Genomic DNA, 22,459 nt, shown 5'->3' with positions numbered 1-22,459 from the left:
GATGCGTCTCGAAAGCGTGTTTGGACTGAAAGGCCGCACGGCGCTCGTCACCGGTTCCAGCCGCGGCATAGGCGCCGCCATTGCCGAGGGGCTGGCGGGCGCGGGTGCCCATGTCATTCTTCATGGCGTGAAGCCGGGCGCCGCAGCAGCCGTGCAACAGCGGATTGTCGCAGGCGGCGGTACGGCGCAGGAACTGGCGGGCGATCTTTCCCAGCCGGGCGCCGGCCGTGATCTCATCGAGCGGGCCGAGGCGGTCGCACTGGTCGATATTCTTGTCATCAATGCCAGCGCCCAGATCAACGCCGTGCTGTCGGAACTGACGCCTGACGATCTGGCGTTTCAGCTGGCGGTCAATCTGGGCTCGACGGTGGATATGCTGCAGGCGGCTCTGCCGCGCATGGCGGCCCGCAAATGGGGCAGGGTGGTTTCCATCGGCTCGGTCAATCAGCTGCGGCCGAAGGGCATCGTTACCGCTTACGCCGCCACTAAGGCGGCTCAACACAATCTGATCCAGAGTCAGGCGCGGGACTACGCGCGCGACAATGTGCTGCTCAACACGCTCGCGCCCGGCCTCATTGACACCGACCGCAATGCCAACCGTCGTGATGAGGATCCCGAAGGCTGGGCCGAATACGTCCGGACGCTGAACTGGATGGGCCGTGCCGGGCAGCCGCAAGAAATGGTGGGTGCCGCGATCTTCCTGTCGTCGCAGGCCTGTAGCTTTATGACAGGCGAGACCATCGTCCTGACGGGTGGTTATTGACGGATTTGCCGGTGTAGCCGAATTGGATAATCGTTTGCGATCAGCGCTTGAATAAATCCAGATTTGGCAAGCTGTATGGCCGGATCAGTCGGTACCAGCTATCGATAAAGGTGCGCCGTTGAATCTCGTCTTGGGCCGCCAGCAGTGTGGGTCCAATGCGGATGGGCCTCCCCACTCCGGATTCGATCAGATCTTCAGGTCCCTCTACACCCTCGGGAAGTGGCGCATTCTCGGCGAAAAAGAAAGACGAGCGCGACGCGATGTCTCGGCTGCGATCAGAGAGGAGATAGTCGAGAAAGCGGCGCCCCAATACAGCGTCTCGTGCTGTCGAAGGTATCATCGCGCCGCGAGACAGCACCAGAGTGTAATCCTGGGGAATAACGATACCCAGCGCCGGATTGGATCGCATCGCGAAATAGGCGTAGGACCCAAGGACGTTGTAGGCAATACGAATCTCGCCCGTCGACAAGGCGCCGAGCACCTCATTGTTGCAGCAACGGATCACGGGCTCCACGCGGCTGATGCTCTCGAGCAGGCGACCATAGGTCGTTGGCGCCTGGCGCGAGTCGTAGAAGGCCAGAAGATAACCAATTCCAGAGGCGCTGATATCATAGGTGCCGATGCGTCCGCGATATTCATCCGGCTTGCGGCGCAAAAGATCGACCAGCGCCACGTGGCTGGTCGGAACGTCTTCTGGTGGAATCGCACGCTTGTCATAGGCAAATACGACAGGTTCGAAGGTAAAGCCAAACACTTCGTCACGCCAGTTGGCCCAGTTGGCAACCTTGGCGGTTTCACTGGACTGGTGCGGTTGTGCGCAGCCGTCATTTGCCAAACGAACGAGTTGATCAACGGAGGAAGACAGGATGATGTCGGCATTTTGCCTTCCGTCCGCGCAGGCAGCAGCGACCTCACGAAACAAATCATTGGTCACAAAGTCGAGGATCTCGACAGCGACCCCCGGCGCGGTCTCCTGGAAATCCAAAACGATTGGACGCATGGCTTCAAGATCCGTGGCCGCATGAATGAGAAGGCGCCCCGTTTCCTCCATTCCCTTCGCCGGGAACAACTCCCTATCCCCTTCCACTGCATGGGCGCTGGTAATGAGGCAGAAACATGAAATGGCTGCGATGGCGGAGTAAACGCTTTTCATGGCCGTTCCTGCTTGATCAGCGGCAGTTCCAAATAGACGGCAAACAAATCCGTTTCTGTCTTCTCGCGAAACCCAAGCCTCCCCCCCAGCGCGCGCGCTACTTCCGCAGCAATTGCAAATCCCAAACCAGACGCCGGTCCCTGGCTGCGCGTCGAGAAGAAACGTTCGGTGACGCTCTCCCAATCGGCTTGAGGAATGCCAGGACCGTCATCCTCGATGACGATCAACCCGAAGTCGCCACAATTTTCCACGCGCACTGCCAGCTGTGTCTCGGCTCCGTGCCGCAATGCATTGTCGATAATGTTGGCCACGGCCTCTCGAAGGCTTAACGTGTCGCCCATCACTTGAAGCTGTTGTTCATCCGGCTCGAAGGACACCACAATATCCGGATCGATCGTGATCGGTATTGCCTGGCGAAAGGCTGCACGGGCGACCTCGTTCAGGAACAGGGGTGCAAGTTGCGCAGAATCGACCCGATGGATCACCATGGCATGATTGAGGAGTTGGTTGGTCAAGCGTGAAAGCTCCGACGTTCTGTTGCGGACACGCTCCAGATGGCGCCGATCCTCCGGTGCAAGCCTTTCCTCATTGATGAGACTAACCTGCGCCGATAACGCTGTAAGGGGCGTTCGTATCTGATGCGCGCTGTCTGCGACGTAACGTTGCATCAAACGCACGCGTTCATCGAGCCTGCGGATGAAGTGGTTTATAGAGGCAACGAAGGGCCAAAGTTCGCCGGGGACCGACACGGACAAGGGTGTTAGGTCTTGCGGTTCGCGGCTTGCCAAAGCCTCGCCAAGCGTCTCGACCGGTCGCAGCGAATAGCGGATTGCAAAGGCAGTGCCGACGAGCGCAAGCAGGCTCATCAGGCTCACGATGAAAATCGCCCTCGTCATCAGTTCCGAGATGAGCGCACGGCGTGCCTCCGTCGTTTGGGCGACCATCATATAGGCCCATTTCGTTTCCTCATTGATCGTGATCGCGTGGGATAGCGTGACCATGCGAACATCGACGCCGCGATAGACGGCGTTTTCAATGAGCGGAGCGGGGCGGCTGTGCGAAATCTCCAGGGGAGTTCCAAGATCGCGATAACCTGTCAGCGTCTCCCCTTCAGTATCAAGGACGCGATAGAAGATGCGGTCGCGTTGCGCGAGCCCCAGAAGTTCAAACGCAGAGGTTGGAAGTTGAAAAGTGAGTTTGTCATCGGAGACGACGAGCCCTTCGCTCATCTGAAACGCAGCACCCAGCAGAAGCCGGTCATACGCTTCGTCGGCGGCAGCGCGCGCATAATACAACGCAGCTGTGATCATGGCTGCTGCGCCCAGGGCCAGCACGATGCCGACGCGGCGCATCAGGCGAGAGAAGAGGGAACCTCTATGCGCCAGCATCGGAAACCAGTTGGTAGCCCATGCCACGCACTGTCACGATGCGGGTCTGGGCGCCTTCGAGCTTTTTACGCAACCTGCCCACATAAAGCTCGATCGCATTCGGGCCTGCCGCCTCGTCGAAGCCAAACAGGCGGTCCAGCAGTTCCTCCTTGCTGAACACTTTTCCGGGGCGCGAAGCCAGCACTTCGAGCAGCGTCATCTCCCTCCGCTTCAACTGCACCTCCCGTTTGCCGACCCGAACGCTGCGATTGGTCCTGTCGAGACTGACATCGCCGCAGACGAGTATGTTCGTGGCGTCGCCGCCGCTACGTCGTCGCAGCAGCACCCGCGCGCGCGCCTCCAGCTCACGGAAATCGAACGGCTTTATCAGGTAATCGTCGGCGCCAAGATCCAATGCGCTGACCCGATCGTCGATCTCGGAACGAGCGGTCAATACGAGGACAGGCGCGGTGCTGCCAGATTTTCGCAACGCCTTCAGTATGGCAAAGCCATCCATGCCCGGTAGCATCACGTCGAGAATGATGAGGTCGTAGTCGGTGTAGGAAAGGACGTTGGACGCAGAAAGCCCATCCGAAATCCAGTCGACGGAATGCCCCGTCTGCTGAAATCGGCGGCAAATTGCCTCTCCAACATCTTGTGTATCTTCGACCAGAAATACCCGCACCTGAAAACCATCGCATAGCACTCTGTGCAGATCAAGATCGGCCCGATCCAGAGGTCAAGGCGGTCGCTAACGGCTTGACAGGATCGTGACAGGAACAGGCTTTATTTTCTGCGCGTCGACTTCAAGGGAGAGAACAAGTCGACCCGAGGAGGAATTCTGCACCGTCGCCGATAGCCAACCACTGTTCCGGTTGTGCTGGACCGATGCGAGCATTGCGGTCCTCCCGGTCTCAGGGATGAATGGGAGAGATCAATGATCCGTATGACGATGAAGACAATCGCCGCTGCCGCTTTCGGTACGCTCTGCATGACCATGGCCGCATCCGCCGAACCATCGAAGCCTGAATGCCTTGCTGGTGCAAAACCCGGCGGCGGCTTCGACCTGACGTGCCGATTGGCCGGCAATGCTCTTTTGGAGACCAAACAGATCTCCAGACCCATGGTTGTGACGTACATGGAAGGCGGCGTCGGGGCGGTGGCCTTCAACCATGTGATTGGCAAACGGGGCAAGGACGGCAATCTGATCACGGCTGCTTCGTCCGGTTCCGCCTTGCTGATCGCCCAAGGGAAATTCGGCAAATATGACGAAACGGGTGTGCGCTGGCTCGGGGCGCTCGGCGCCGATTACGGTGTTCTCGTCGTGGCCGCCGATTCGCCATACAAGACGCTCGGCGAACTTGTTGATGCATACAAGGCAAGCCCGAACGATTTTCCTATTGCCGGTGGTGGCGCCGTTGGCTCGCAGGATTGGATGAAGGGGTCGCTGCTCGCAAAGGCAGCCGGCCAGGACGCCAAGAAAATGCGCTATGTGGCTCTTGAAGGCGGCGGAGCGGTGCTGACTGCACTCGAAGGCGGCCATGTGAAGGTCGGTTCCGGTGATGCAGCTGAAATGGTCAAGCATCACGTTGCCGGCAAGGTTCGCATCCTGGCCGTGATGGCGCCGGAGCGTCTGCCGGGTGAGCTAGCGAGTGTGCCCACGGCCAAGGAGCAGGGATTCGATATCGATTGGCCTATCTGGCGTGGCTACTATGTCGGCAAGGATGTTTCCGACGAGGACTACAACTGGTGGGTCGACGCCCTCAAGAAAATGGCCGCCACCCCTGAATTTGCAAAGGAGCGCGAAGCGCGCGGTCTCTTCGAGTTCACCCTTCTCGGTCAAGATTTCGAGAACCGCGTCAAGGAAGATGTGGCGCGCTTCAAGGTTCTTGCCAAGGAATCCGGCATGTGAGGCAACCCTTGCCGGGCTCGATGCTTTCGCCCGGCAAGTTTCGATCTGAAGCGATCTCCGGACCACGGGATTGGTGCGAGAGCTTCGAAATCCGTCCAGCTTTTTACACATGGCGAGGGCTGAAAACAGCCTCGCCTATCATCCCCTTTTGTGAGGCTATAATGTCAGAAGCCCGTAACACCGAGCCGCGTAACGCCCGGCTGATTGGTCGCGTCTCGGCTGTCATTCTCCTGCTGCTTGCGATTGCCTATGGCTTTGGCGGAAGCGTCATCGACTACGCTTTCGCCTCCGATCCGCTCGGCCCCCGCGTTTTCCCGGTGGCCCTTGCCTTCATCCTCGGTGCGCTCGCAATCGTCTATTACCTTTCGCCCGGTTCGGTGGAAGGGTTTCCAGACGGGCCGCTTCTCACCAGGGTGCTCGCCATACCGGCTTTGGTCTTGATCGCTGCGCTGCTTTTTGAACCCGCCGGCTTTTTCGTCTCCATTCTCGTGCTGACCTTCGGCTCCGGTCTCCTCTTCGGTGCGCCGCTCAAAACGGCTCTGGCTGGTGCTGTGGGACATGCGCTGCTTTGGTGGTTCGTCTTCGACTTCTTGCTCGAAGTCTATCTGCCGGTCGGTTCCATGTTTGGTGGCTGAGCCAAGTCGCAATCCCGAAAGGTTCTTATCATGAATTTCGACTATCTCTGGCACGGCTTTGCCGTTGCTCTCACCGGGCAGAATCTTCTTATCGGTTTCATTGGCTGCTTCATCGGCACAATGGTTGGGGCACTGCCAGCCATTGGCCCGATCAACGGGATCGCGCTGCTGATGCCGATCGCGTATTCTATGGGGCTGCCGGCGGAAAGCACCATGATCCTGTTGGCCGCGGTTTATTGTGGCGCAGAATATGGCGGACGTATTTCCTCAATTCTGCTCAATGTTCCAGGTGATGCCGGCGCCGTCATGACGGCGATGGACGGCTATCCGATGGCCCGGCAGGGACGCGCTGGCGAAGCGCTGGCGCTTTCCGGAATTTCATCCTTTGTCGGAGGTATCATTGGCTCTATCGGTTTGGCGCTGTTTGCGCCCGTGCTATCCGGGCTTGCCATCGGTTTCGGTCCCGCCGAATATTTTGTGCTTATGGTCTTCGCCTTTGCAACGCTCGGATCCATGGTCGGCTCCCAGCCCACCAAAACGCTGATCGGCTGTATGCTCGGTTTGATGCTGGCAACCGTTGGCCTTGACGCCACCTCCGGCGCTTATCGCTTCACCTTCAACGAACCGGAACTGGGCGACGGTATCGAATTCGTCGTGCTCGTCATCGGTCTGTTCTCGATTTCCGAAGCAATGCTCATTCTGGAGCACCAGGGCAGGGGCGTCACGGTGATCCGCGAACTCGGGCGCACGACCGCTCGCTGGGCGGATGTCGTCAAAAGCGCCGGTGCGACGGTGCGCGGGTCGCTTATCGGCTTTGTCGTTGGCGTCTTGCCAGGGACCGGCGCGTCGGTATCTTCCGCTGTATCCTATACCACTGAAAAACGCATCTCGGACTCGGAAGGCACCTTCGGTAAGGGCGATGTGCGAGGACTGGCGGCGCCCGAGGCGGCGAATAATGCGACAGCCGCCGGCGCCTTCGTTCCCATGCTCACACTCGGTGTTCCCGGATCGGGCACCACCGCCGTGATGCTGGGTGCGCTGATGCTTTACAACATACAGCCAGGCCCAATGTTGCTTGCAGAGCGCCCCGAAGTCGTCGGCGGCCTCATTGCCTCGCTTTTTGTGGGCAACTTTATCCTGCTCGCACTCAACCTGCCGCTCGTTAACATATTCGCTCGCGTGCTGACGGTGCCGAACTGGTTGCTTGTTCCAGGCATCCTCGTCCTGTCGATCGTCGGCGTCTATTCCACGCACGCCTCGGTCTTCTCGATCGTGCTCATGCTGGCTATCGGCTTCCTGGGCTGGTTGTTGCGCAAGGTCGGTTTCGATATGGCGCCGATCATCCTTGGTTTCGTGCTGGGACGCGTCATGGAGGTGAACTTGCGCAATGCCCTCGCGATCTCCGGGGGAGACGTCTCCATCCTCTTCAGCAGCACCATCTCCATCGTCTTGTGGTGCATGGCGGCAGGTGTTGCCATCCTCCCATTGGTGCTGGCCCGCCGCGCGCGCAGGATCAAGGCCATGGCTCTTGCCAAAGAGTAAGGCGTGACAACGACCGTTGCCGTTCTGACGGCAACGGTCTTGACGGGATATCGGTCGCTATTGGTATCGCCCATCCCCGCAGCGCGGATGGGATGTCCCGCTTTATCTCAAGACCGACCAGCAGGACGAGGCCTCCCAAGGCCCTGAGAAGGACACGACGTCACGGCCTGATACTAGAAAAGGAGTGAGGGCGTTACCTCATCATTCCCATAAAAATATCCGCCGTCGTTGTTCCCATGGGCAGGATAATGTTAGGAAGGTCGGCTTAGCTGCGAGAGCGGCGGCCGTCCTTTCGTTTTTGGACGCCGCATGATCTTGCATATCGAATCCGTATGTCGCCGATATTGCGGATCACAATGGGGTGCCGGAGGGCTTGAAGATGGGCGGGTTGTCGGATTGGCTTGCGGATGCGCAGCCGATCAATCGCAAGAATGCCGCAGAAGCGGTGTTCGATGATATCCGTTCCGCCATCACTTCGGGGCAGCTTGCGGTCGGCACCCGGCTGCCTTCCGAAGCCCATCTGGCCGCCCGATATGGCGTCAGCCGACCGATTGTTCGCGAGGCTTTGCGGTCTCTCCAGACCCTGGGGCTGACACAGACCCGCACCGGAAGCGGCACCTATGTGATGACGCCGACGCCGCCTTCCGAATTGAATTACGGCGCCTATTCCGCCCGCGATCTGATCGAGGCTCGCCCTTTCATCGAGGTTCCCGCGGCCGGTTGGGCGGCGTTGAGGCGGACCGACGCCCAACTGGCGGTCTTGCTTGATCTTTGCGGCCGGATGGAAGCCGAAGAAAGGCCGCATCCCTGGGTGCTGCTGGATGGTCAATTCCATTGCGCCATTGCGGAAGCTTCGGCCAACAGGCTGTTCGCCAAGGTGGTGGCCGACGCCCGTGAGGCGCTGTCCCAACAGTCAGAGATGGTCAACCTTATGGCCGGTCGCCGCGTGGCCTCGAATTTCGAGCACCGCCGGATCGTCGAGGCGATCCGGCGGGGTTCAGCGCCTGAGGCGCGGCAGGCTATGGAGCTTCACCTTGGGCAGGTGAAACAGGTGGTGACGACGATCATTGGCGAAGATCGGCTTCGCCAGCTGTGAGGGCGGGCAGGTTGGCAAGGTGCCGCGGGCTCAGCGCCTGTTGCAATTGTGCGTTCGTTAGATAACCGCGTTCCAGAACCACTTGCGGCACCGTGCGGCCGCTGGCAAGCGCTTCCTTGGCCACTTCCGTCGCCGCATAATAACCGATCAGGGGGTTGAGCGCGGTGGCGAGGCCAATGGATTCTTCCACGCGCTGCGCCATGATCGCCGGATTGGCGACGATGCCGTCGACGCAGCGTTCCGCCAAGGTGCGGCAGGCGGCGCTGAGTTGGCTGATGCTCTGTGAAAGCGCGCGCACGATGATCGGCTCGAAAGCGTTCAGCTGCAACTGCCCGGCTTCGGCGGCCATGGTGATGGTGATGTCATTGCCGATCACCGCATAGGCCACCTGGTTGACCACTTCGGGAATGACCGGATTGATCTTGCCCGGCATGATGCTGGAACCCGCCTGGACGGAGGGCAGGGTGATCTCACCGATGCCGGCGCGCGGACCGGAGGAGAGCAGGCGAAGGTCGTTGCAGGTCTTCGACAGCTTGACGGCAACGCGTTTGAGCACGCCGGAAAGGTGCACGAAGGCACCGGGGTCCTGTGTGGCTTCGATCAGGTCGGCAGCCGTCACGAGCGGCCTTCCCGTCAGTTCCGCCAGATGCTGGCAGGCGAGCGCTGCATAACCGCGCGGTGCATTCAGCCCGGTGCCGATGGCGGTGGCGCCGAGATTGATTTCGTGCAGGAGTGCTGCGGATTCGATGAGACGCGCCTGATCTTCTCCCAGCATCACCACGAAGGTACGGAATTCCTGGCCGAGCGTCATCGGCACGGCGTCCTGCAATTGGGTGCGGCCGATCTTGATGAAGCCGGCAAATTCCTGCGCCTTGCGGTCGAAAGCGTCCTTCAGAACGCCCATGGAAGCCGCCAGATCATCGATCGCCTCGATCAGGCCGACATTGATCGCGGTCGGATAAGCGTCGTTGGTCGATTGGCTGAGATTGACATGGTCGTTCGGGTGAAGCCGGGCATAATCGCCTTTCTCGTGACCAAGCAGCTCAAGCGCGCGGTTGGCGATGACCTCATTGGCGTTCATGTTGGTGGAGGTACCGGCGCCGCCCTGGATTTCATCCACCACGAACTGCTCATGCAGCGCCCCGGCGCGGATTTCGCGGCAAGCCTCTGCAATGGCTTCCATGCGTTCGGCATCGATGAGGCCGAGCTCGTGATTTGCGCGTGCGGCCGCCTCCTTCACATAGGCCAGTCCCCGGACGAGATAAGGGTTGTGGCCTATGGTCACCCCGGTGATCTTGAAGTTTTCCACAGCGCGCGCCGTGTGCACGCCCCAATAGACATCCGCCGGAATTTCCTTCGTCCCGAGCAAATCATGCTCCTTGCGCGTCACGCTCACTTTTTCCTCCACTGGCTTTTAAGTGTTGTAATATCTGTAAAGCTGTCTTACAGATTTTTTGACCTTAAACTTGGTGGAGGAGAAGGTCAATCATGTCGAATGCCCTTGACGAGCGGCATTATCTGCCATTATGACGGCAAAAATCTGTCATGCAGCTTTACAGCATGTTTGCATTCGCTGGCCATATTTCCAGCATTGGGGACGACGCCAGTTCCACTTTGATTTCCGGCTTATTGCCGACTACAAGCGTTTTATCGGGAGGATAAATCCATGCATTCTGGAAAAACGGCACCCGCCGAACGTGAGGTCTTCGTCGAAGAGGATCTCGGTTATCATAAAGCCCTGAAGCCGCGACAAATCCAGATGATCGCCATCGGCGGCGCCATCGGCACGGGTCTGTTTCTGGGTGCCGGTGGGCGTCTCGCGCAGGCTGGTCCGGCGCTGGTTTTCGTTTATGCGCTTTGCGGCTTCTTCGCGTTTCTGGTGCTGCGCGCGCTCGGTGAGCTGATCATGCATCGCCCGAGCTCCGGTTCCTTTGTGTCCTATGCGCGCGAGTTCTACGGCGAGAAGATGGCCTTTGCAGCCGGCTGGATGTATTGGCTCAACTGGGCCATGACCTCGGTGGCCGATGTCACCGCCGTTGCGCTTTATATGAATTTCTTCAAGCAATACGTGCCGTGGCTTGCGGGTATCGACCAGTGGGTCTTCGCGATGACGGCGCTGGTGGTCGTGCTGGCGATGAACATGCTGTCGGTGAAGGTGTTCGGCGAACTGGAGTTCTGGTTCAGCCTGATCAAGGTGCTGGCTCTCGCGATCTTCCTCGTCGTCGGCATTTATTTCGTCATTTTCGGTACGCCCATCGAGGGCCACGTCACCGGCTTCAGCCTCATCACTGACAATGGCGGCTTTTTCCCCAACGGTATTCTTCCAGCCTTCGTCATCATTCAGGGTGTGGTTTTTGCCTATGCGTCGATCGAGTTGATTGGTACGGCAGCAGGCGAAACCGAAGACCCGCGCAAGGTCATGCCGCGCGCCATCCGCGCGGTGGTTCTGCGCCTCGTCGTCTTTTACGTCGGCTCCGTGCTGCTGTTCACGCTGCTTCTGCCCTATACCGCCTACAAGGCCGGCGAGAGCCCCTTCGTCACCTTCTTCGGCTCCATCGGTGTAGAGGGCGCTGACGTGATCATGAACCTCGTCGTGCTGACAGCCGTGCTCTCCTCGCTCAATGCCGGCCTGTATTCCACAGGCCGCATTCTCCACTCCATGGCAGTTTCCGGTTCGGCTCCGGCAGCGCTCGCAAAGATGAACAAGAATGGCGTGCCCTATGGGGGCATCGCGGTTACCGCCGTCGTTACCGTATTCGGCGTCGCGCTCAATGCCGTTGTCCCCTCCGCCGCGTTCGAAATCGCACTTAACCTGTCAGCGCTTGGCATCATCTGCGCCTGGGCCGTTATCGTGCTCTGCCAGCTGAAGCTCTGGCAGCTGTCGCAGCGCGGTGAGATCGTGCGTCCGGATTTCCGCATGTTCGGCGCGCCCTATACCGGCATCCTTACACTCATCTTCCTTTTCGGTGTCCTTGTGCTGATGGCGTTTGACTATCCTGTCGGCTCCTGGACCATCGCCTCGCTGATTGTCATCATTCCAGCGCTCATCATCGGCTGGTATCTGTTGCGTGATCGCATCTACCGCCTCGCGGACGAGCGTGCGGGAGCGATACAGTGAGCGGGCAGGGCGCAACGCCTCTGGTGGCGGTCATCGCCACCGGCGGCACCATCGCCAGCCGGCGTGGCGCCGATGGCGCAAGCCAGCCCAGCCTTTCGGGTGAGGACCTGCTGGCGCTGGTTCCGCAGATCAACGCCCGGCTTAAGCCGGTCGATTTGATGGCGAAGGATTCCTCAAGCCTGACATTGGCGGACATGCAGCGCATCAGTGATGCGGTGGGAATGGAGCTTGATGATCCCGCCGTTGCCGGCATCGTGGTTCTGCATGGCACCGACGCCATGGAGGAATCCTCGCTGCTCGTACATTTGCAGCGGGCCATCACAAAGCCGGTGGTCTTCACCGGCGCGCAGTTTACCGCAGACCATAAGGACGCGGACGGACCGGCCAATCTGGCCAAGGCCATAGAAACAGCGCTCGATCACGCGAATGCCGCAAAAGGTGTGCTCCTTTCCTTCGGCGGCCGCTGTCTGCCGGCCTGGGGGCTGTACAAGCTGAGCGCGGACGAGGCGGATGCCTTCCGCTCGGCCCGGCCAATGGTGGCTGCCGCAACGCTGCGGCTTTCCGCCCCGGTAACCGATCAGCGCGTCGATATCGTCGCCATTTATCCCGGCTGTGACGCCACCCATATCGATGCAAGCCTGCAGGTGGGCGCGAAAGGCATCGTTCTTGCCGCACTTGGTTCCGGCAATGCCAATCCGCGTATCGCCGAAGCCGTGAAGCGCTGCGCAGAACGCGGCGTTCCCGTCATCGTTTCCAGCCGCGTGCCGGAAGGGCGGCTCGTGGCAAGTTACGGCGGCGGTGGCGGCGGGCATGACCTTGTCGCAGCGGGCGCCGTGCATTCATCCACCCTTCGTCCCGGACAGGCCCGCATTTTGCTGGCCGCGCTGCTTGCCAGTAAAAGCCCGGCGGAAACCATCGTTTCCGCTTTCGGTGACAGCCGGCTTGCTTAGAGCACTTCCAGGAAAAGTGGACCCCGGTTTCCCGTCCGGAGATGCGTCAAGACTCTAAGTAGCGGTAGCGATGCCCGCAACCGGCGGGCATAAAATTCCTATAGGATTCCTATTTTATTCCATCTGTGGCCGTCTCGAACCTTTATGCGGTTCGGGTGCATTCTTCTGTTCGGGAAGGGATGGTGTTCCCTTTCCAGCCAGAAAGATTGAAAAGCGACGTCCCACATGACGGCGCTTTTCTTCCTGTACGGCTCCTCGATTAAAAAGGAGTCCCATCGATGATGGATGTTGTTCTGATTGGTGCAGCCACGGTGTTTTTCGCCCTCTGCTTTGCCTATACGCGTGCCTGCGACCGGCTTTAGACGGAGGCTGCGATGACATTCGACTATATCTTGAGCGGTGCTGTCACGGTCTTTATCGCCGCCTATCTCACCTATGCTCTCATTCGCCCCGAACGCTTCTGATCGGGAAGCGGCGGCTATTGAAAGTTAAAGTACCATGACCCTCAATGGATGGTTTCAGATTCTGCTGTTTTGCGGGATCATTTTTGCGCTGGTGAAGCCGCTCGGCTTCTATATGGCGCGCGTCTTTAATGGCGACCGCACCCTGCTGTCGCCGGTTATCGCACCCGTAGAGCGTGGCCTCTATGCCCTTGCAGGAACAAGCGAGCGCGAGGAACAGCACTGGACGACTTATGCTTTCTCCATGCTTCTCTTCAACCTCTTCGGCTTTGCCCTGCTTTACGCCTTGATGCGCTTTCAGGCCGTGCTGCCCTACAATCCGCAGGCGATGCCGGCCGTCGGGCCTGAATTGTCCTTCAATACGGCGGTCAGCTTCGTCACCAACACCAACTGGCAGAACTATGGCGGGGAAAGCACCCTGTCCTATCTGACCCAGATGGCCGGTCTCACCGTGCAGAACTTCGTCTCTGCCGCAACAGGCATGGCCATAGCCATCGGCCTCATCCGCGCTTTTTCGCGTGCTTCCGGCAAGGCGATCGGCAATTTCTGGGTGGATATGGTCCGCGCGACCCTCTACGTGCTTTTACCCTTCTGCATCGTGCTGACCCTCGTTTACGTCTGGCTCGGCGTGCCACAGACGCTCGGCGCCTATGTGAATGCGCAGACGCTGGAAGGCGCAAAGCAGACCATTGCCGTCGGGCCCGTGGCGTCGCAATTGGCGATCAAGATGTTGGGCACCAATGGCGGCGGCTTCTTCAGTGCCAATTCCGCGCACCCGTTCGAAAACCCCAACGCCATTTCCAACATGATCCAGATGGTGTCGATCTTCGCCATCGGGGCAGCCTTCACCAATGTTTTCGGCCGCATGGTCGGCAACCAGCGTCAGGGCTGGGCGATCCTCGCCGCCATGGGCGTGCTGTTCATCGCCGGCGTCGCCGTCACCTATTGGGCGGAAGCGGCTGGAAATCCGCTGATGCATGGCTTCGGTCTTGCCGGCGGCAATATGGAGGGCAAGGAGGCCCGTTTCGGCGTGGCGCTCTCGTCGCTCTTCGCGGTCATCACCACCGCGGCCTCGTGCGGTGCGGTCAATGCCATGCATGGCAGCTTCACGGCGCTGGGTGGTCTAATCCCGCTTATCAATATGCAACTGGGCGAAGTGATCGTCGGCGGTGTCGGCGCGGGTTTTTACGGCATTCTGCTCTTCATCGTCATCGCCATCTTCGTGGCAGGGCTGATGGTTGGGCGGACGCCGGAATATCTCGGCAAGAAGATCGAGGCCAAGGAAATGAAGATGGCGGTTCTGGCCATTCTCTGCCTGCCGCTCGCCATGCTTTTCTTCACGGCAATGGCCACTGTTCTGCCTTCGGCCGTGGCGTCGATAGGAACGGCGGGGCCGCACGGCTTCTCCGAAATCCTCTATGCCTATACCTCGGCGGCCGCCAATAACGGCTCCGCCTTCGGCGGGCTTACCGGCAATACGACCTGGTACAACATCACGCTTGGTTTCGGCATGTTGATGGGCCGTTTTCTGGTTATCATTCCAGCACTCGCCATTGCCGGTTCCTTGGTCGCCAAGAAGACCGTTCCGGCCTCGGCTGGCACCTTCCCGACGGATGGCCCGCTTTTCGTTGGTCTGCTGGTCGGCACGATCCTGATTGTCGGCGGCCTTACCTTCCTGCCTGCGCTGGCACTCGGCCCCGTTGCCGAACATCTGGCGATGGCGGTAGGCCAGGTCTTCTGAGGTGATGCCATGAACGACGACAAATCCCGAAGTAACCGCGTCGTTTCCATCCGGAAAGGCGCTCCCGGCAGGGGGAGCGCGACGCCCGGCGGCTGGTGCGCTTCCAATGTCATTCTCGCGATGATGGCGTCTCTTGTCGCCGCCGTCGTCGCTCTCGAAGTTATCACGGGCTGATCGATCTTTATCGGTCGCCCCGTTTCAAACGCTGGAGCCTCTTCATGAGCCAGTCCAAACAAGCGAGCATCCTTGATTCTCGCATTCTCGTTCCGGCCATCGCCGCCGCATTCAAAAAACTCAATCCGCGCACATTGGCCCGCAACCCGGTCATGTTCGTGGTCGCGACGGTGTCGGTGCTGACAACAGTGCTGTTCATCCGCGATTTCATCATGGGTGGCGACAATCTCGGGTTTTCCTTCCAGATCAATCTCTGGCTCTGGTTCACCGTATTGTTCGCCAATTTCGCGGAAGCCGTCGCCGAAGGGCGCGGCAAGGCGCAGGCGGATTCACTGCGCCGGACCCGCACCGAAACCCAGGCGAAACTGCTCACCGGCGATGACGGCAGCCAGTATAAGATGGTGGCGGGCGCCGGCCTGAAGGTGAACGATGTCGTTCTCGTCGAGGCCGGCGATATCATTCCCTCCGACGGAGAGGTCATCGAAGGTGTCGCCTCCGTCAACGAGGCGGCAATCACCGGCGAATCCGCTCCCGTCATCCGTGAATCCGGCGGTGATCGCTCTGCCGTCACCGGCGGTACGCAGGTGCTGTCGGACTGGATCAGGGTTCGCATCACGGCCGCTGCGGGCTCCACCTTCCTTGACCGGATGATTTCGCTGGTTGAGGGTGCTGAACGCCAGAAGACGCCGAACGAGATCGCGCTCAACATTCTGCTCGCCGGCATGACGCTGATTTTCGTGCTGGCCACCGCGACCATTCCGAGCTTTGCATCCTATGCCGGCGGTTCCATCCCCATCATCGTGCTGGTGGCGCTGTTCGTGACGCTTATCCCCACCACTATCGGTGCTCTTCTCTCCGCCATCGGCATTGCCGGTATGGACAGGCTGGTGCGTTTCAACGTGCTCGCCATGTCCGGCCGCGCCGTCGAGGCGGCCGGCGATGTGGATACGTTGTTGCTGGACAAGACCGGCACCATCACGCTTGGTAACCGGCAGGCAACCGAATTCCGTCCCGTTGCAGGCGTTTCCGAGCAGGAACTGGCCGATGCAGCGCAGCTTGCCTCCCTTGCCGACGAAACGCCGGAAGGCCGTTCCATCGTGGTTCTCGCCAAGGAAAAATACGGCATCCGCGCCCGTGACATGCAGAAACTGCATGCGAATTTCGTACCCTTCACCGCCCAGACCCGCATGAGCGGTGTCGATTTTGAGGGCTCCTCCATCCGCAAGGGCGCAGTCGACGCCGTTCTCGCCTACGTCAACGGCGGCGCTTCGCAACAGGGCAATGCGGCGGTTGCCGTCAAAACCGAAACGGACGCCGCACGCGGCATCCGGACAATTGCGGAAGAGATCGCCAAGACAGGCGGCACGCCGCTCGCCGTCGTGCGGGATGGAAAGCTGCTCGGCGTCGTGCAGCTGAAGGATATCGTCAAGGGTGGCATTCGCGAGCGTTTCGCGGAGCTTCGGCGCATGGGCATCCGCACCGTGATGATCACCGGCGACAATCCGATGACGGCCGCCGCCATCGCAGCGGAAGCCGGCGTCGATGATTTCCTCGCCCAGGCGACACCGGAAAACAAGCTGGAGCTTATCCGCGAGGAACAGGCCAAGGGCAAGCTTGTCGCCATGTGCGGCGATGGCACCAACGACGCGCCGGCGCTGGCGCAGGCCGATGTCGGCGTTGCCATGAATACCGGCACGGTGGCTGCACGTGAGGCGGGCAATATGGTCGATCTCGACAGCGACCCCACCAAGCTCATCGAGATCGTCGAAATCGGCAAGCAATTGCTGATGACGCGCGGTGCGCTGACGACGTTCTCCATCGCCAACGATATCGCAAAATATTTTGCCATCATCCCGGCAATGTTCCTGGCGCTTTATCCGCAGCTTGGCGTCCTGAACGTGATGGGGCTCTCGACACCGCAGAGCGCCATCCTCTCTGCCATCATCTTCAACGCGCTCATCATTATCGCGTTGATCCCGCTGTCGCTGAAAGGCGTCAAATATCGGCCGATCGGCGCGGGCGCGCTGCTGTCGCGCAATCTGGTCATCTATGGCTTCGGCGGCATCATCGTTCCCTTCATCGGCATCAAGGCCATCGACCTCACTATTACGGCGCTCGGTCTTGCTTGAGGAGTAAAGACAATGTTTAGACAGTTTCGTCCCGCACTGGTGCTGATCCTTGCCACCACGGCCATCACCGGCCTCGCCTATCCGCTGGGCATGACGGGCCTCGCACAGGCGATCTTTCCCGTTCAGGCCAATGGCAGCCTGATCGAGAAGAATGGCACTGTCGTCGGATCGCAATTGATCGGGCAGGCTTTCACCGGCGAGAAATATTTCCATGGCAGGCCGTCGGCCGCCGGCGACGGCTACAATGCTGCTTCGTCTTCCGGCTCCAACCTCGGTCCGACGAGCGCAAAGCTCATTGACCGGGTGAAGCAGGATTACGAGGCGGCGAAAACCGAAAATCCGACAGCTGAGGTGCCGGCCGATCTGGTGACGGCCTCGGGCAGCGGCCTTGATCCGCATGTTTCGCCAGAGGCCGCCTATTTCCAGGTTCCGCGTGTCGCCAGGGCAAGGGGCATGGATGAGGCCGCACTTCGCGCTATCGTAGAACGACATGTGGAAGGACCGGAACTCGGATTTATGGGAGAGCCGGTCGTGAATGTGCTGGCGCTCAACATGGCTCTTGACGCAGCCGGCTCATGAACTGAAATGGCTATGGCTTGTTCGCAAGCCATAGCCTCGACCACTGGTGGGTTCAATGCCTGACGATATCAGCAATATGCCAAGCCGACCATCGCCCGATGCGCTGCTGGAACACGCCCGGCGCGAGGCGCGGGGCCGGCTGAAGATTTTTTTAGGGGCGGCGCCCGGCGTCGGCAAGACCTATGAAATGCTGATGTCCGGCCGTGCGAAGCTCGCGGATGGTGTCGACACCGTCATCGGCGTTGTGGAAACGCACGGCCGCAAGGAAACCGAAACGCTGGTGCAGGGCTTCGAGATCGTTGCGCGAAAGCGCATCGACTATCGCGGCCAGACGCTGGAGGAGATGGATCTCGACGCCATTCTCGCCCGTCGTCCCGCCTTGGTTCTGGTCGATGAACTTGCCCACACCAATGCCGCCGGCAGCCGCCACCCCAAGCGCTACATGGACGTTCAGGAAATTCTGGCGCAGGGAATCGACGTCTATACGACGCTGAACATCCAGCATGTCGAAAGCCTGAACGATGTCGTTGCGCAGATCACCCGCATCCGTGTTCGTGAAACGGTGCCCGATAGCATCATCGACCGGGCCGACGATGTCGAAATAATCGATATTACGCCAGACGATCTGATCAAACGGCTGCAGGATGGCAAGGTTTACCTGCCCCGCACCGCCCGGCGTGCCATCGAGAATTATTTCTCGCGCGGCAATCTGACGGCGCTGCGGGAGCTTGCGCTCCGGCGCACCGCGCAACGGGTGGATGAGCAATTGCTCAACCACATGCAGTCCCACGCCATTTCCGGCCCTTGGGCGGCAGGAGACAGGGTTCTGGTCTGCCTTGACCATGGCAGCAACGGCCCGGGGCTGGTGCGTTATGCCCGCCGGCAGGCGGATCGCCTACGCGCGCCCTGGACGGCACTGCATCTCGATACGCCGCGTTCGCAACAATTGTCAGAGTTGGAGAAGGACCGGCTGGCCGGCGCGATGCGGCTTGCCCAGCAGCTCGGCGGCGAGACGGTGACCCTGCCGGCGCTTGATCTCACACGGGAAATCGTCTCCTACGCCAACGCCAATAATTTCACCCACATCATCATCGGCCGCCCGCGAAAATCCTGGTGGCAGCGGATTTTTCAGCGTTCGCTGACGCATGATCTGATCGACCATGCGGGCGATATCAGCGTTCATGTCATTTCCGGCGATAAAAAAGAAGAGAAACTGGGCCAGGCCGCAAAGCCGGCCTCGGCGCAATCGCATCCTTCTATACGACCCTATCTTAACAGCACCCTGTTCGTCGGTTTGGCGATCGTGGCCGGCATCGTGCTGGACCAGACACTCGATGTCAGAAATCTGGCGCTGGTGTTCCTGATGGCGGTTCTGGCCGCCGCCGTACGCGGCGGGCTGGGGCCAGCGCTTTATGCTTCCCTGCTCGGCGCTTTTGCATTCAATTTTTTCTTCCTCGAGCCGCGTTACACCCTGACTGTTCGCGATCCGGAAAGTGTCGTGGCGCTGCTGTTTTATCTCGGCGTGGCGCTTGTCGCCTCCAATCTCACGGCGGCCGTGCAAAGACAGGCCGCCGCCGCGCGGGCAAGAGCGCGAACGACGGAAGATTTATATCTGTTCTCCAAGAAGCTTTCGGTGACGGGAACGCTGGACGACGTGCTGTGGGCGGCTGCTTTCCAGATGGCCTCGATGCTGAAGGTTCGGATCGTTCTGCTTTTACCGGAAAACAATACGATCATGGTCAAGGCGGGATATCCGCCGGACGATACGCTGGGGGATGCCGATATTGCCGCCGCGCAATGGGCCTGGGAACATAACAAGGCCGCTGGCAGGGGCGCGGATACGCTTCCTGGCGCCAAACGTCTTTACCTGCCCCTGCGCACCGGCAGCGGCGCCGTCGGCGTGGTGGGACTGGACGATGACCGGCTCGGTCCGCTTCTGACGCCGGAACAGCAGCGGCTGTTCGATGCCCTGGCCGATCAGGCGGCGCTCGCTATCGAGCGAATCCAGCTTGTCTCGGATGTCGACCGGGCAAGGCTTGCGGCGGAAACCGACCGGCTGCGCACCGCGCTCCTGACGTCCATTTCCCACGACCTTAAAACACCGCTTGCGGCCATTCTGGGTTCGGCCGGAACGTTGAAGGATTTCGCCGAGGACATCCCGCCGGATGCGCGCGCCGAACTGCTTTCGACGATCATTGAGGAATCCGAGCGGCTGAACCGGTTCATCTCCAATCTTCTTGATATGACGCGGATCGGCTCGGGCGCGATGGAGCCGAATTACGGTCTGCATTTCTTGGGCGATATGGTTGGAACCGCGCTGTCGCGCGCCGCCAAAATCGTCGCCAGGCATGAGATTGTTCTGGATATTCCCTCCGACCTGCCGATGCTGAAGGTCGATCCCGTGCTTTTCGAACAGGTCCTGTTCAATCTCATCGACAATGCCGCCAAATACGCTCCCGAACATACCGCCATCGAGATTCGCGGCTGGCGGCAGGGCAAGAATATCTTCCTCTCCGTGGCCGATGCGGGACCGGGTATTCCACCTGACGATACGGAGCGGGTGTTTGACAGCTTCTACCGCGTGCGCAAGGCGGATCATGTGCAGGCCGGAACCGGCCTGGGACTATCCATCTGCAAGGGGTTTATCGAGGCCATGGGCGGTTCGATCCACGCGGAAAACAGGTCAGGCCGTACCGGTGCGCAATTTACCGTCAGTCTGCCGATTTCCTCCGGAGCTCCGGTGATCGATCATGATTAAGGCGCGATTGCCGACGACAAGCGATCATGCCGCTGAAGGAGATCGGGAATGACCAATTCCGCCGTTCGTATTCTAATCGTCGACGACGAACCGCCGATCCGCAAGCTTTTGCGTGTAGGGCTGTCGACCCAAGAATATGCGGTGAGCGAGGCGATGAATGCCAAGGTCGCCATGGAGTTGGTCAGCGAGGACAAGCCCGATCTCGTCGTTCTCGATCTCGGCCTGCCGGATATGTCGGGGCATGATCTTCTGGCGAAATGGCGCGGCGAAGGGCTGGCGCTGCCGGTCATCATCCTCTCCAGCCGCACGGATGAGGCGGGTATCGTCAAGGCGCTGGAGCTGGGGGCCGATGACTACATCACCAAGCCTTTCGGCATGAACGAACTCGTCGCCCGCATCCGTGTCGCCCTGCGCCATCGTCTGCAAAGCCAGGGGGAGAGGCCGGTGTTTCAGACCGGTGATCTTTCCGTCGATCTGGTCAGGCGTATCGTCAAGGTGGAGGACCGGGAGGTGAAGCTCTCACCCAAGGAGTATGACATCCTGCGGGTTCTGGTGCAGCATGCCGGGAAGGTTTTGACCCATCGTTTCCTGCTTGAACATGTGTGGGACGAATTGACCGACGTGCAATATTTGCGCGTCTATGTGCGCCAGCTTCGGCAGAAGATCGAAAAAACCCCGGATCAGCCGCGCTATATCCTGACGGAAACCGGTGTCGGTTACCGGCTGCAGGAGGTGTGAGGGCGCCGCAAGGCGACGCCCTGCGATAGTTTAAACGGCGGCGCAGATCGACAGGAATTCGTCCACATCGGCTTCTGTCGTGGCAAAGCTCGTGACCATGCGGATCAGCACTTCGTCCTTGCCGACATTTTCCGGCATATCGCGCGGCTCCAGCCAGTCATAGAACTTTGCACCCTTTGCCGTGGCGGCTTCTGCGGCGGCCTTTGGAAGAATAGCGAAAACTTCATTGGCCTGAGTCGGCCATGCAAGGCGGGCGCTGTTCAGCGAAGCGAAACCGGCACGCAGACGATTGGCCATGGCGTTGGCGTGGCTGGCGAGACCGAGCCAGAGGTCGTCCTGCAGATAGGCCTCGAATTGCGCGGCGATGAAACGCGATTTCGAGAAAAGCTGGGCGGTGCGCTTGCGCAGGAAGGAGAAATCCCTGGCGAGCGAGGGATCGAAGAAGACGATCGCTTCCGCACACCAGCAGCCATTTTTCGTGCCGCCGAAAGACAGGACGTCGACGCCGCGTTTCCAGGTCATTTCGGCGGGTGTGGTGCCGAGTGCGGCCAGCGCATTGGCGAAACGCGCGCCATCCATATGCAGCGGCAGGCCATTGTCTTTTGCGATTTTGGCGATGGCATCGATTTCATCGAGTGTGTAGACCGTGCCGGCCTCGGTCGCCTGCGTCATGGTGATGGCTGCGGCGCGGCCGTGATGCACGGCATCCTGCGGATAACGCGCAATACGCTCAATGAGGTTCTCCGGCAGCATCTTGCCGTTCGGCCCCTCGACGGCGACCATGCGCATGCCGGAAAAGAAATCCGGCGCGCCGCACTCGTCCTCGATCACATGCGCTTCGGAGTGACAGAAGGTCAGGCCGCCGGCGCGGGCGATGCTGGCCAGCGAGAGCGAATTGGCCGCCGTGCCGGTCGCGACGAAAAACACCGCGACTTCGCGTTCGAAAATCTCGTTGAAGCGCTTTTCGATGGAAAGATCGAGTTCGCTGGTGCCATAAGCCGCGGCAAAGCGTGTGGATTCCCGCGAAAGCCGTTCGTTGACGGCCGGATGGGCGCCAGCCCAATTGTCTGAAGCAAAAAACATCTCTGAAGGCTTTCCGATAGCTGAGGTTCTGTTCGGGCTGTTCGAAGCGATAACGGGGAAAGTTCTAGGTCGGAACATTGAGATTGGCAAATCCGGTAATGAAAGCAACGGGTCGACCTGCTTTGCGACAAGAAAGTTTCGCGCAATAGGTCAGTATCGAAACTTCGCTGCGAAATGCGGCTTTCACTAATTGGATTCGCACCCTTGCTAAATCCGCCCGTTTCTGCCAAAATCCTACTGAATTGAGACAGCTTTGCTGT

At 59.8% G+C, this 22,459-nt stretch carries 19 protein-coding genes; 14 read left to right on the top strand and 5 right to left on the bottom strand.

Annotated features, from left to right (window positions below):
- Position 1 precedes the first annotated feature (1 nt).
- The gene (locus PL599_RS12655; RefSeq protein WP_142913507.1) at positions 2-763 is read left to right on the top strand and encodes an SDR family NAD(P)-dependent oxidoreductase; all 762 of its coding nucleotides are present in this window, start codon (positions 2-4) and stop codon (positions 761-763) included.
- 40 nt (positions 764-803) lie between these two features.
- Here the strand turns inward: PL599_RS12655 and PL599_RS12650 are convergent, their stop codons facing one another.
- Genes PL599_RS12650 through PL599_RS12640 form a run of 3 tightly spaced genes read right to left on the bottom strand, consistent with a single transcriptional unit; the run spans position 804 to position 3,968 of the window.
- Positions 804-1,916 (bottom strand): ABC transporter substrate-binding protein, encoded by a 1,113-nt coding sequence (locus tag PL599_RS12650; RefSeq protein ID WP_142913506.1) that lies wholly within the window; start codon positions 1,914-1,916, stop codon positions 804-806.
- On the bottom strand, positions 1,913-3,331 hold the full coding sequence (locus tag PL599_RS12645) for a sensor histidine kinase (protein ID WP_244614269.1): 1,419 nt from the start codon (positions 3,329-3,331) through the stop codon (positions 1,913-1,915). Before PL599_RS12645 ends, PL599_RS12650 begins: the two co-directional genes overlap by 4 nt.
- Entirely contained in the window at positions 3,291-3,968 is a 678-nt protein-coding gene (locus tag PL599_RS12640; RefSeq protein WP_077983549.1) for a response regulator transcription factor, read from the bottom strand. Before PL599_RS12640 ends, PL599_RS12645 begins: the two co-directional genes overlap by 41 nt.
- A gap of 252 nt (positions 3,969-4,220) precedes the next feature.
- On the opposite strand from PL599_RS12640, the gene PL599_RS12635 reads away from it, so the two are divergent.
- The 4 genes from PL599_RS12635 (at position 4,221) to PL599_RS12620 (ending at position 8,468) form a co-directional block, all read left to right on the top strand.
- Positions 4,221-5,195 (top strand): Bug family tripartite tricarboxylate transporter substrate binding protein, encoded by a 975-nt coding sequence (locus tag PL599_RS12635; RefSeq protein ID WP_077983548.1) that lies wholly within the window; start codon positions 4,221-4,223, stop codon positions 5,193-5,195.
- A 161-nt stretch (positions 5,196-5,356) separates the two neighbouring features.
- On the top strand, positions 5,357-5,830 hold the full coding sequence (locus PL599_RS12630) for a tripartite tricarboxylate transporter TctB family protein (RefSeq protein ID WP_137411346.1): 474 nt from the start codon (positions 5,357-5,359) through the stop codon (positions 5,828-5,830).
- A gap of 30 nt (positions 5,831-5,860) precedes the next feature.
- Positions 5,861-7,372 carry a tripartite tricarboxylate transporter permease gene (locus tag PL599_RS12625; protein ID WP_142913505.1) on the top strand — a complete coding sequence of 504 codons (1,512 nt, stop codon included), beginning with the start codon at positions 5,861-5,863 and terminating at the stop codon, positions 7,370-7,372.
- Positions 7,373-7,751: 379 nt separating this feature from the next.
- Positions 7,752-8,468, top strand: a complete 717-nt coding sequence (locus tag PL599_RS12620) for a FadR/GntR family transcriptional regulator (protein ID WP_269823834.1) — start codon at positions 7,752-7,754, stop codon at positions 8,466-8,468.
- Here PL599_RS12620 and PL599_RS12615 read toward each other — a convergent pair.
- Positions 8,437-9,864 (bottom strand): aspartate ammonia-lyase, encoded by a 1,428-nt coding sequence (locus PL599_RS12615; protein WP_244614267.1) that lies wholly within the window; start codon positions 9,862-9,864, stop codon positions 8,437-8,439. The genes PL599_RS12620 and PL599_RS12615 overlap by 32 nt on opposite strands.
- A gap of 270 nt (positions 9,865-10,134) precedes the next feature.
- Here PL599_RS12615 and PL599_RS12610 point away from each other — a divergent pair, with 270 nt between their 5' ends.
- The 9 genes from PL599_RS12610 to PL599_RS12570 all read left to right on the top strand — a co-directional run bounded on the left by PL599_RS12610 (position 10,135) and on the right by PL599_RS12570 (position 21,116).
- Positions 10,135-11,586 (top strand): amino acid permease, encoded by a 1,452-nt coding sequence (locus PL599_RS12610; protein WP_269823833.1) that lies wholly within the window; start codon positions 10,135-10,137, stop codon positions 11,584-11,586.
- The gene (locus PL599_RS12605; RefSeq protein ID WP_269823832.1) at positions 11,583-12,536 is read left to right on the top strand and encodes an asparaginase; all 954 of its coding nucleotides are present in this window, start codon (positions 11,583-11,585) and stop codon (positions 12,534-12,536) included. Before PL599_RS12610 ends, PL599_RS12605 begins: the two co-directional genes overlap by 4 nt.
- A 374-nt stretch (positions 12,537-12,910) precedes the next feature.
- The gene (gene kdpF, locus PL599_RS12600) at positions 12,911-13,000 is read left to right on the top strand and encodes a K(+)-transporting ATPase subunit F (RefSeq protein ID WP_003506089.1); all 90 of its coding nucleotides are present in this window, start codon (positions 12,911-12,913) and stop codon (positions 12,998-13,000) included.
- A gap of 34 nt (positions 13,001-13,034) precedes the next feature.
- Positions 13,035-14,738 carry a potassium-transporting ATPase subunit KdpA gene (gene kdpA, locus PL599_RS12595; protein WP_142913486.1) on the top strand — a complete coding sequence of 568 codons (1,704 nt, stop codon included), beginning with the start codon at positions 13,035-13,037 and terminating at the stop codon, positions 14,736-14,738.
- Positions 14,739-14,747: 9 nt separating this feature from the next.
- A complete protein-coding gene (locus PL599_RS12590) occupies positions 14,748-14,912 on the top strand; it encodes a hypothetical protein (RefSeq protein ID WP_269823831.1) in 165 nt (54 codons plus the stop codon).
- Between the two features lie 44 nt (positions 14,913-14,956).
- Positions 14,957-17,041 carry a potassium-transporting ATPase subunit KdpB gene (gene kdpB / locus PL599_RS12585; protein ID WP_269823830.1) on the top strand — a complete coding sequence of 695 codons (2,085 nt, stop codon included), beginning with the start codon at positions 14,957-14,959 and terminating at the stop codon, positions 17,039-17,041.
- 12 nt (positions 17,042-17,053) lie between these two features.
- Positions 17,054-17,620, top strand: coding sequence for a potassium-transporting ATPase subunit KdpC (gene kdpC / locus PL599_RS12580; protein WP_269823829.1), 567 nt, complete (start codon positions 17,054-17,056; stop codon positions 17,618-17,620).
- Positions 17,621-17,675: 55 nt separating this feature from the next.
- Positions 17,676-20,378 carry a sensor histidine kinase gene (locus PL599_RS12575; protein WP_142913485.1) on the top strand — a complete coding sequence of 901 codons (2,703 nt, stop codon included), beginning with the start codon at positions 17,676-17,678 and terminating at the stop codon, positions 20,376-20,378.
- A gap of 48 nt (positions 20,379-20,426) precedes the next feature.
- Positions 20,427-21,116, top strand: a complete 690-nt coding sequence (locus PL599_RS12570) for a response regulator transcription factor (protein ID WP_077983515.1) — start codon at positions 20,427-20,429, stop codon at positions 21,114-21,116.
- A 30-nt stretch (positions 21,117-21,146) separates the two neighbouring features.
- Here the strand turns inward: PL599_RS12570 and PL599_RS12565 are convergent, their stop codons facing one another.
- Positions 21,147-22,199 carry a threonine aldolase family protein gene (locus PL599_RS12565; protein WP_077983514.1) on the bottom strand — a complete coding sequence of 351 codons (1,053 nt, stop codon included), beginning with the start codon at positions 22,197-22,199 and terminating at the stop codon, positions 21,147-21,149.
- Between the last annotated feature and the right edge of the window lie 260 nt (positions 22,200-22,459).

Origin of the sequence: Agrobacterium sp. ST15.16.055 (assembly GCF_027956555.1) — a bacterium.
In the GTDB taxonomy this organism is placed as follows: Bacteria; Pseudomonadota; Alphaproteobacteria; order Rhizobiales; family Rhizobiaceae; genus Agrobacterium; species Agrobacterium salinitolerans.
The sequence above is the reverse complement of the archived record's forward strand: the minus strand, read 5'-3'. Positions and strand labels throughout refer to the sequence as shown.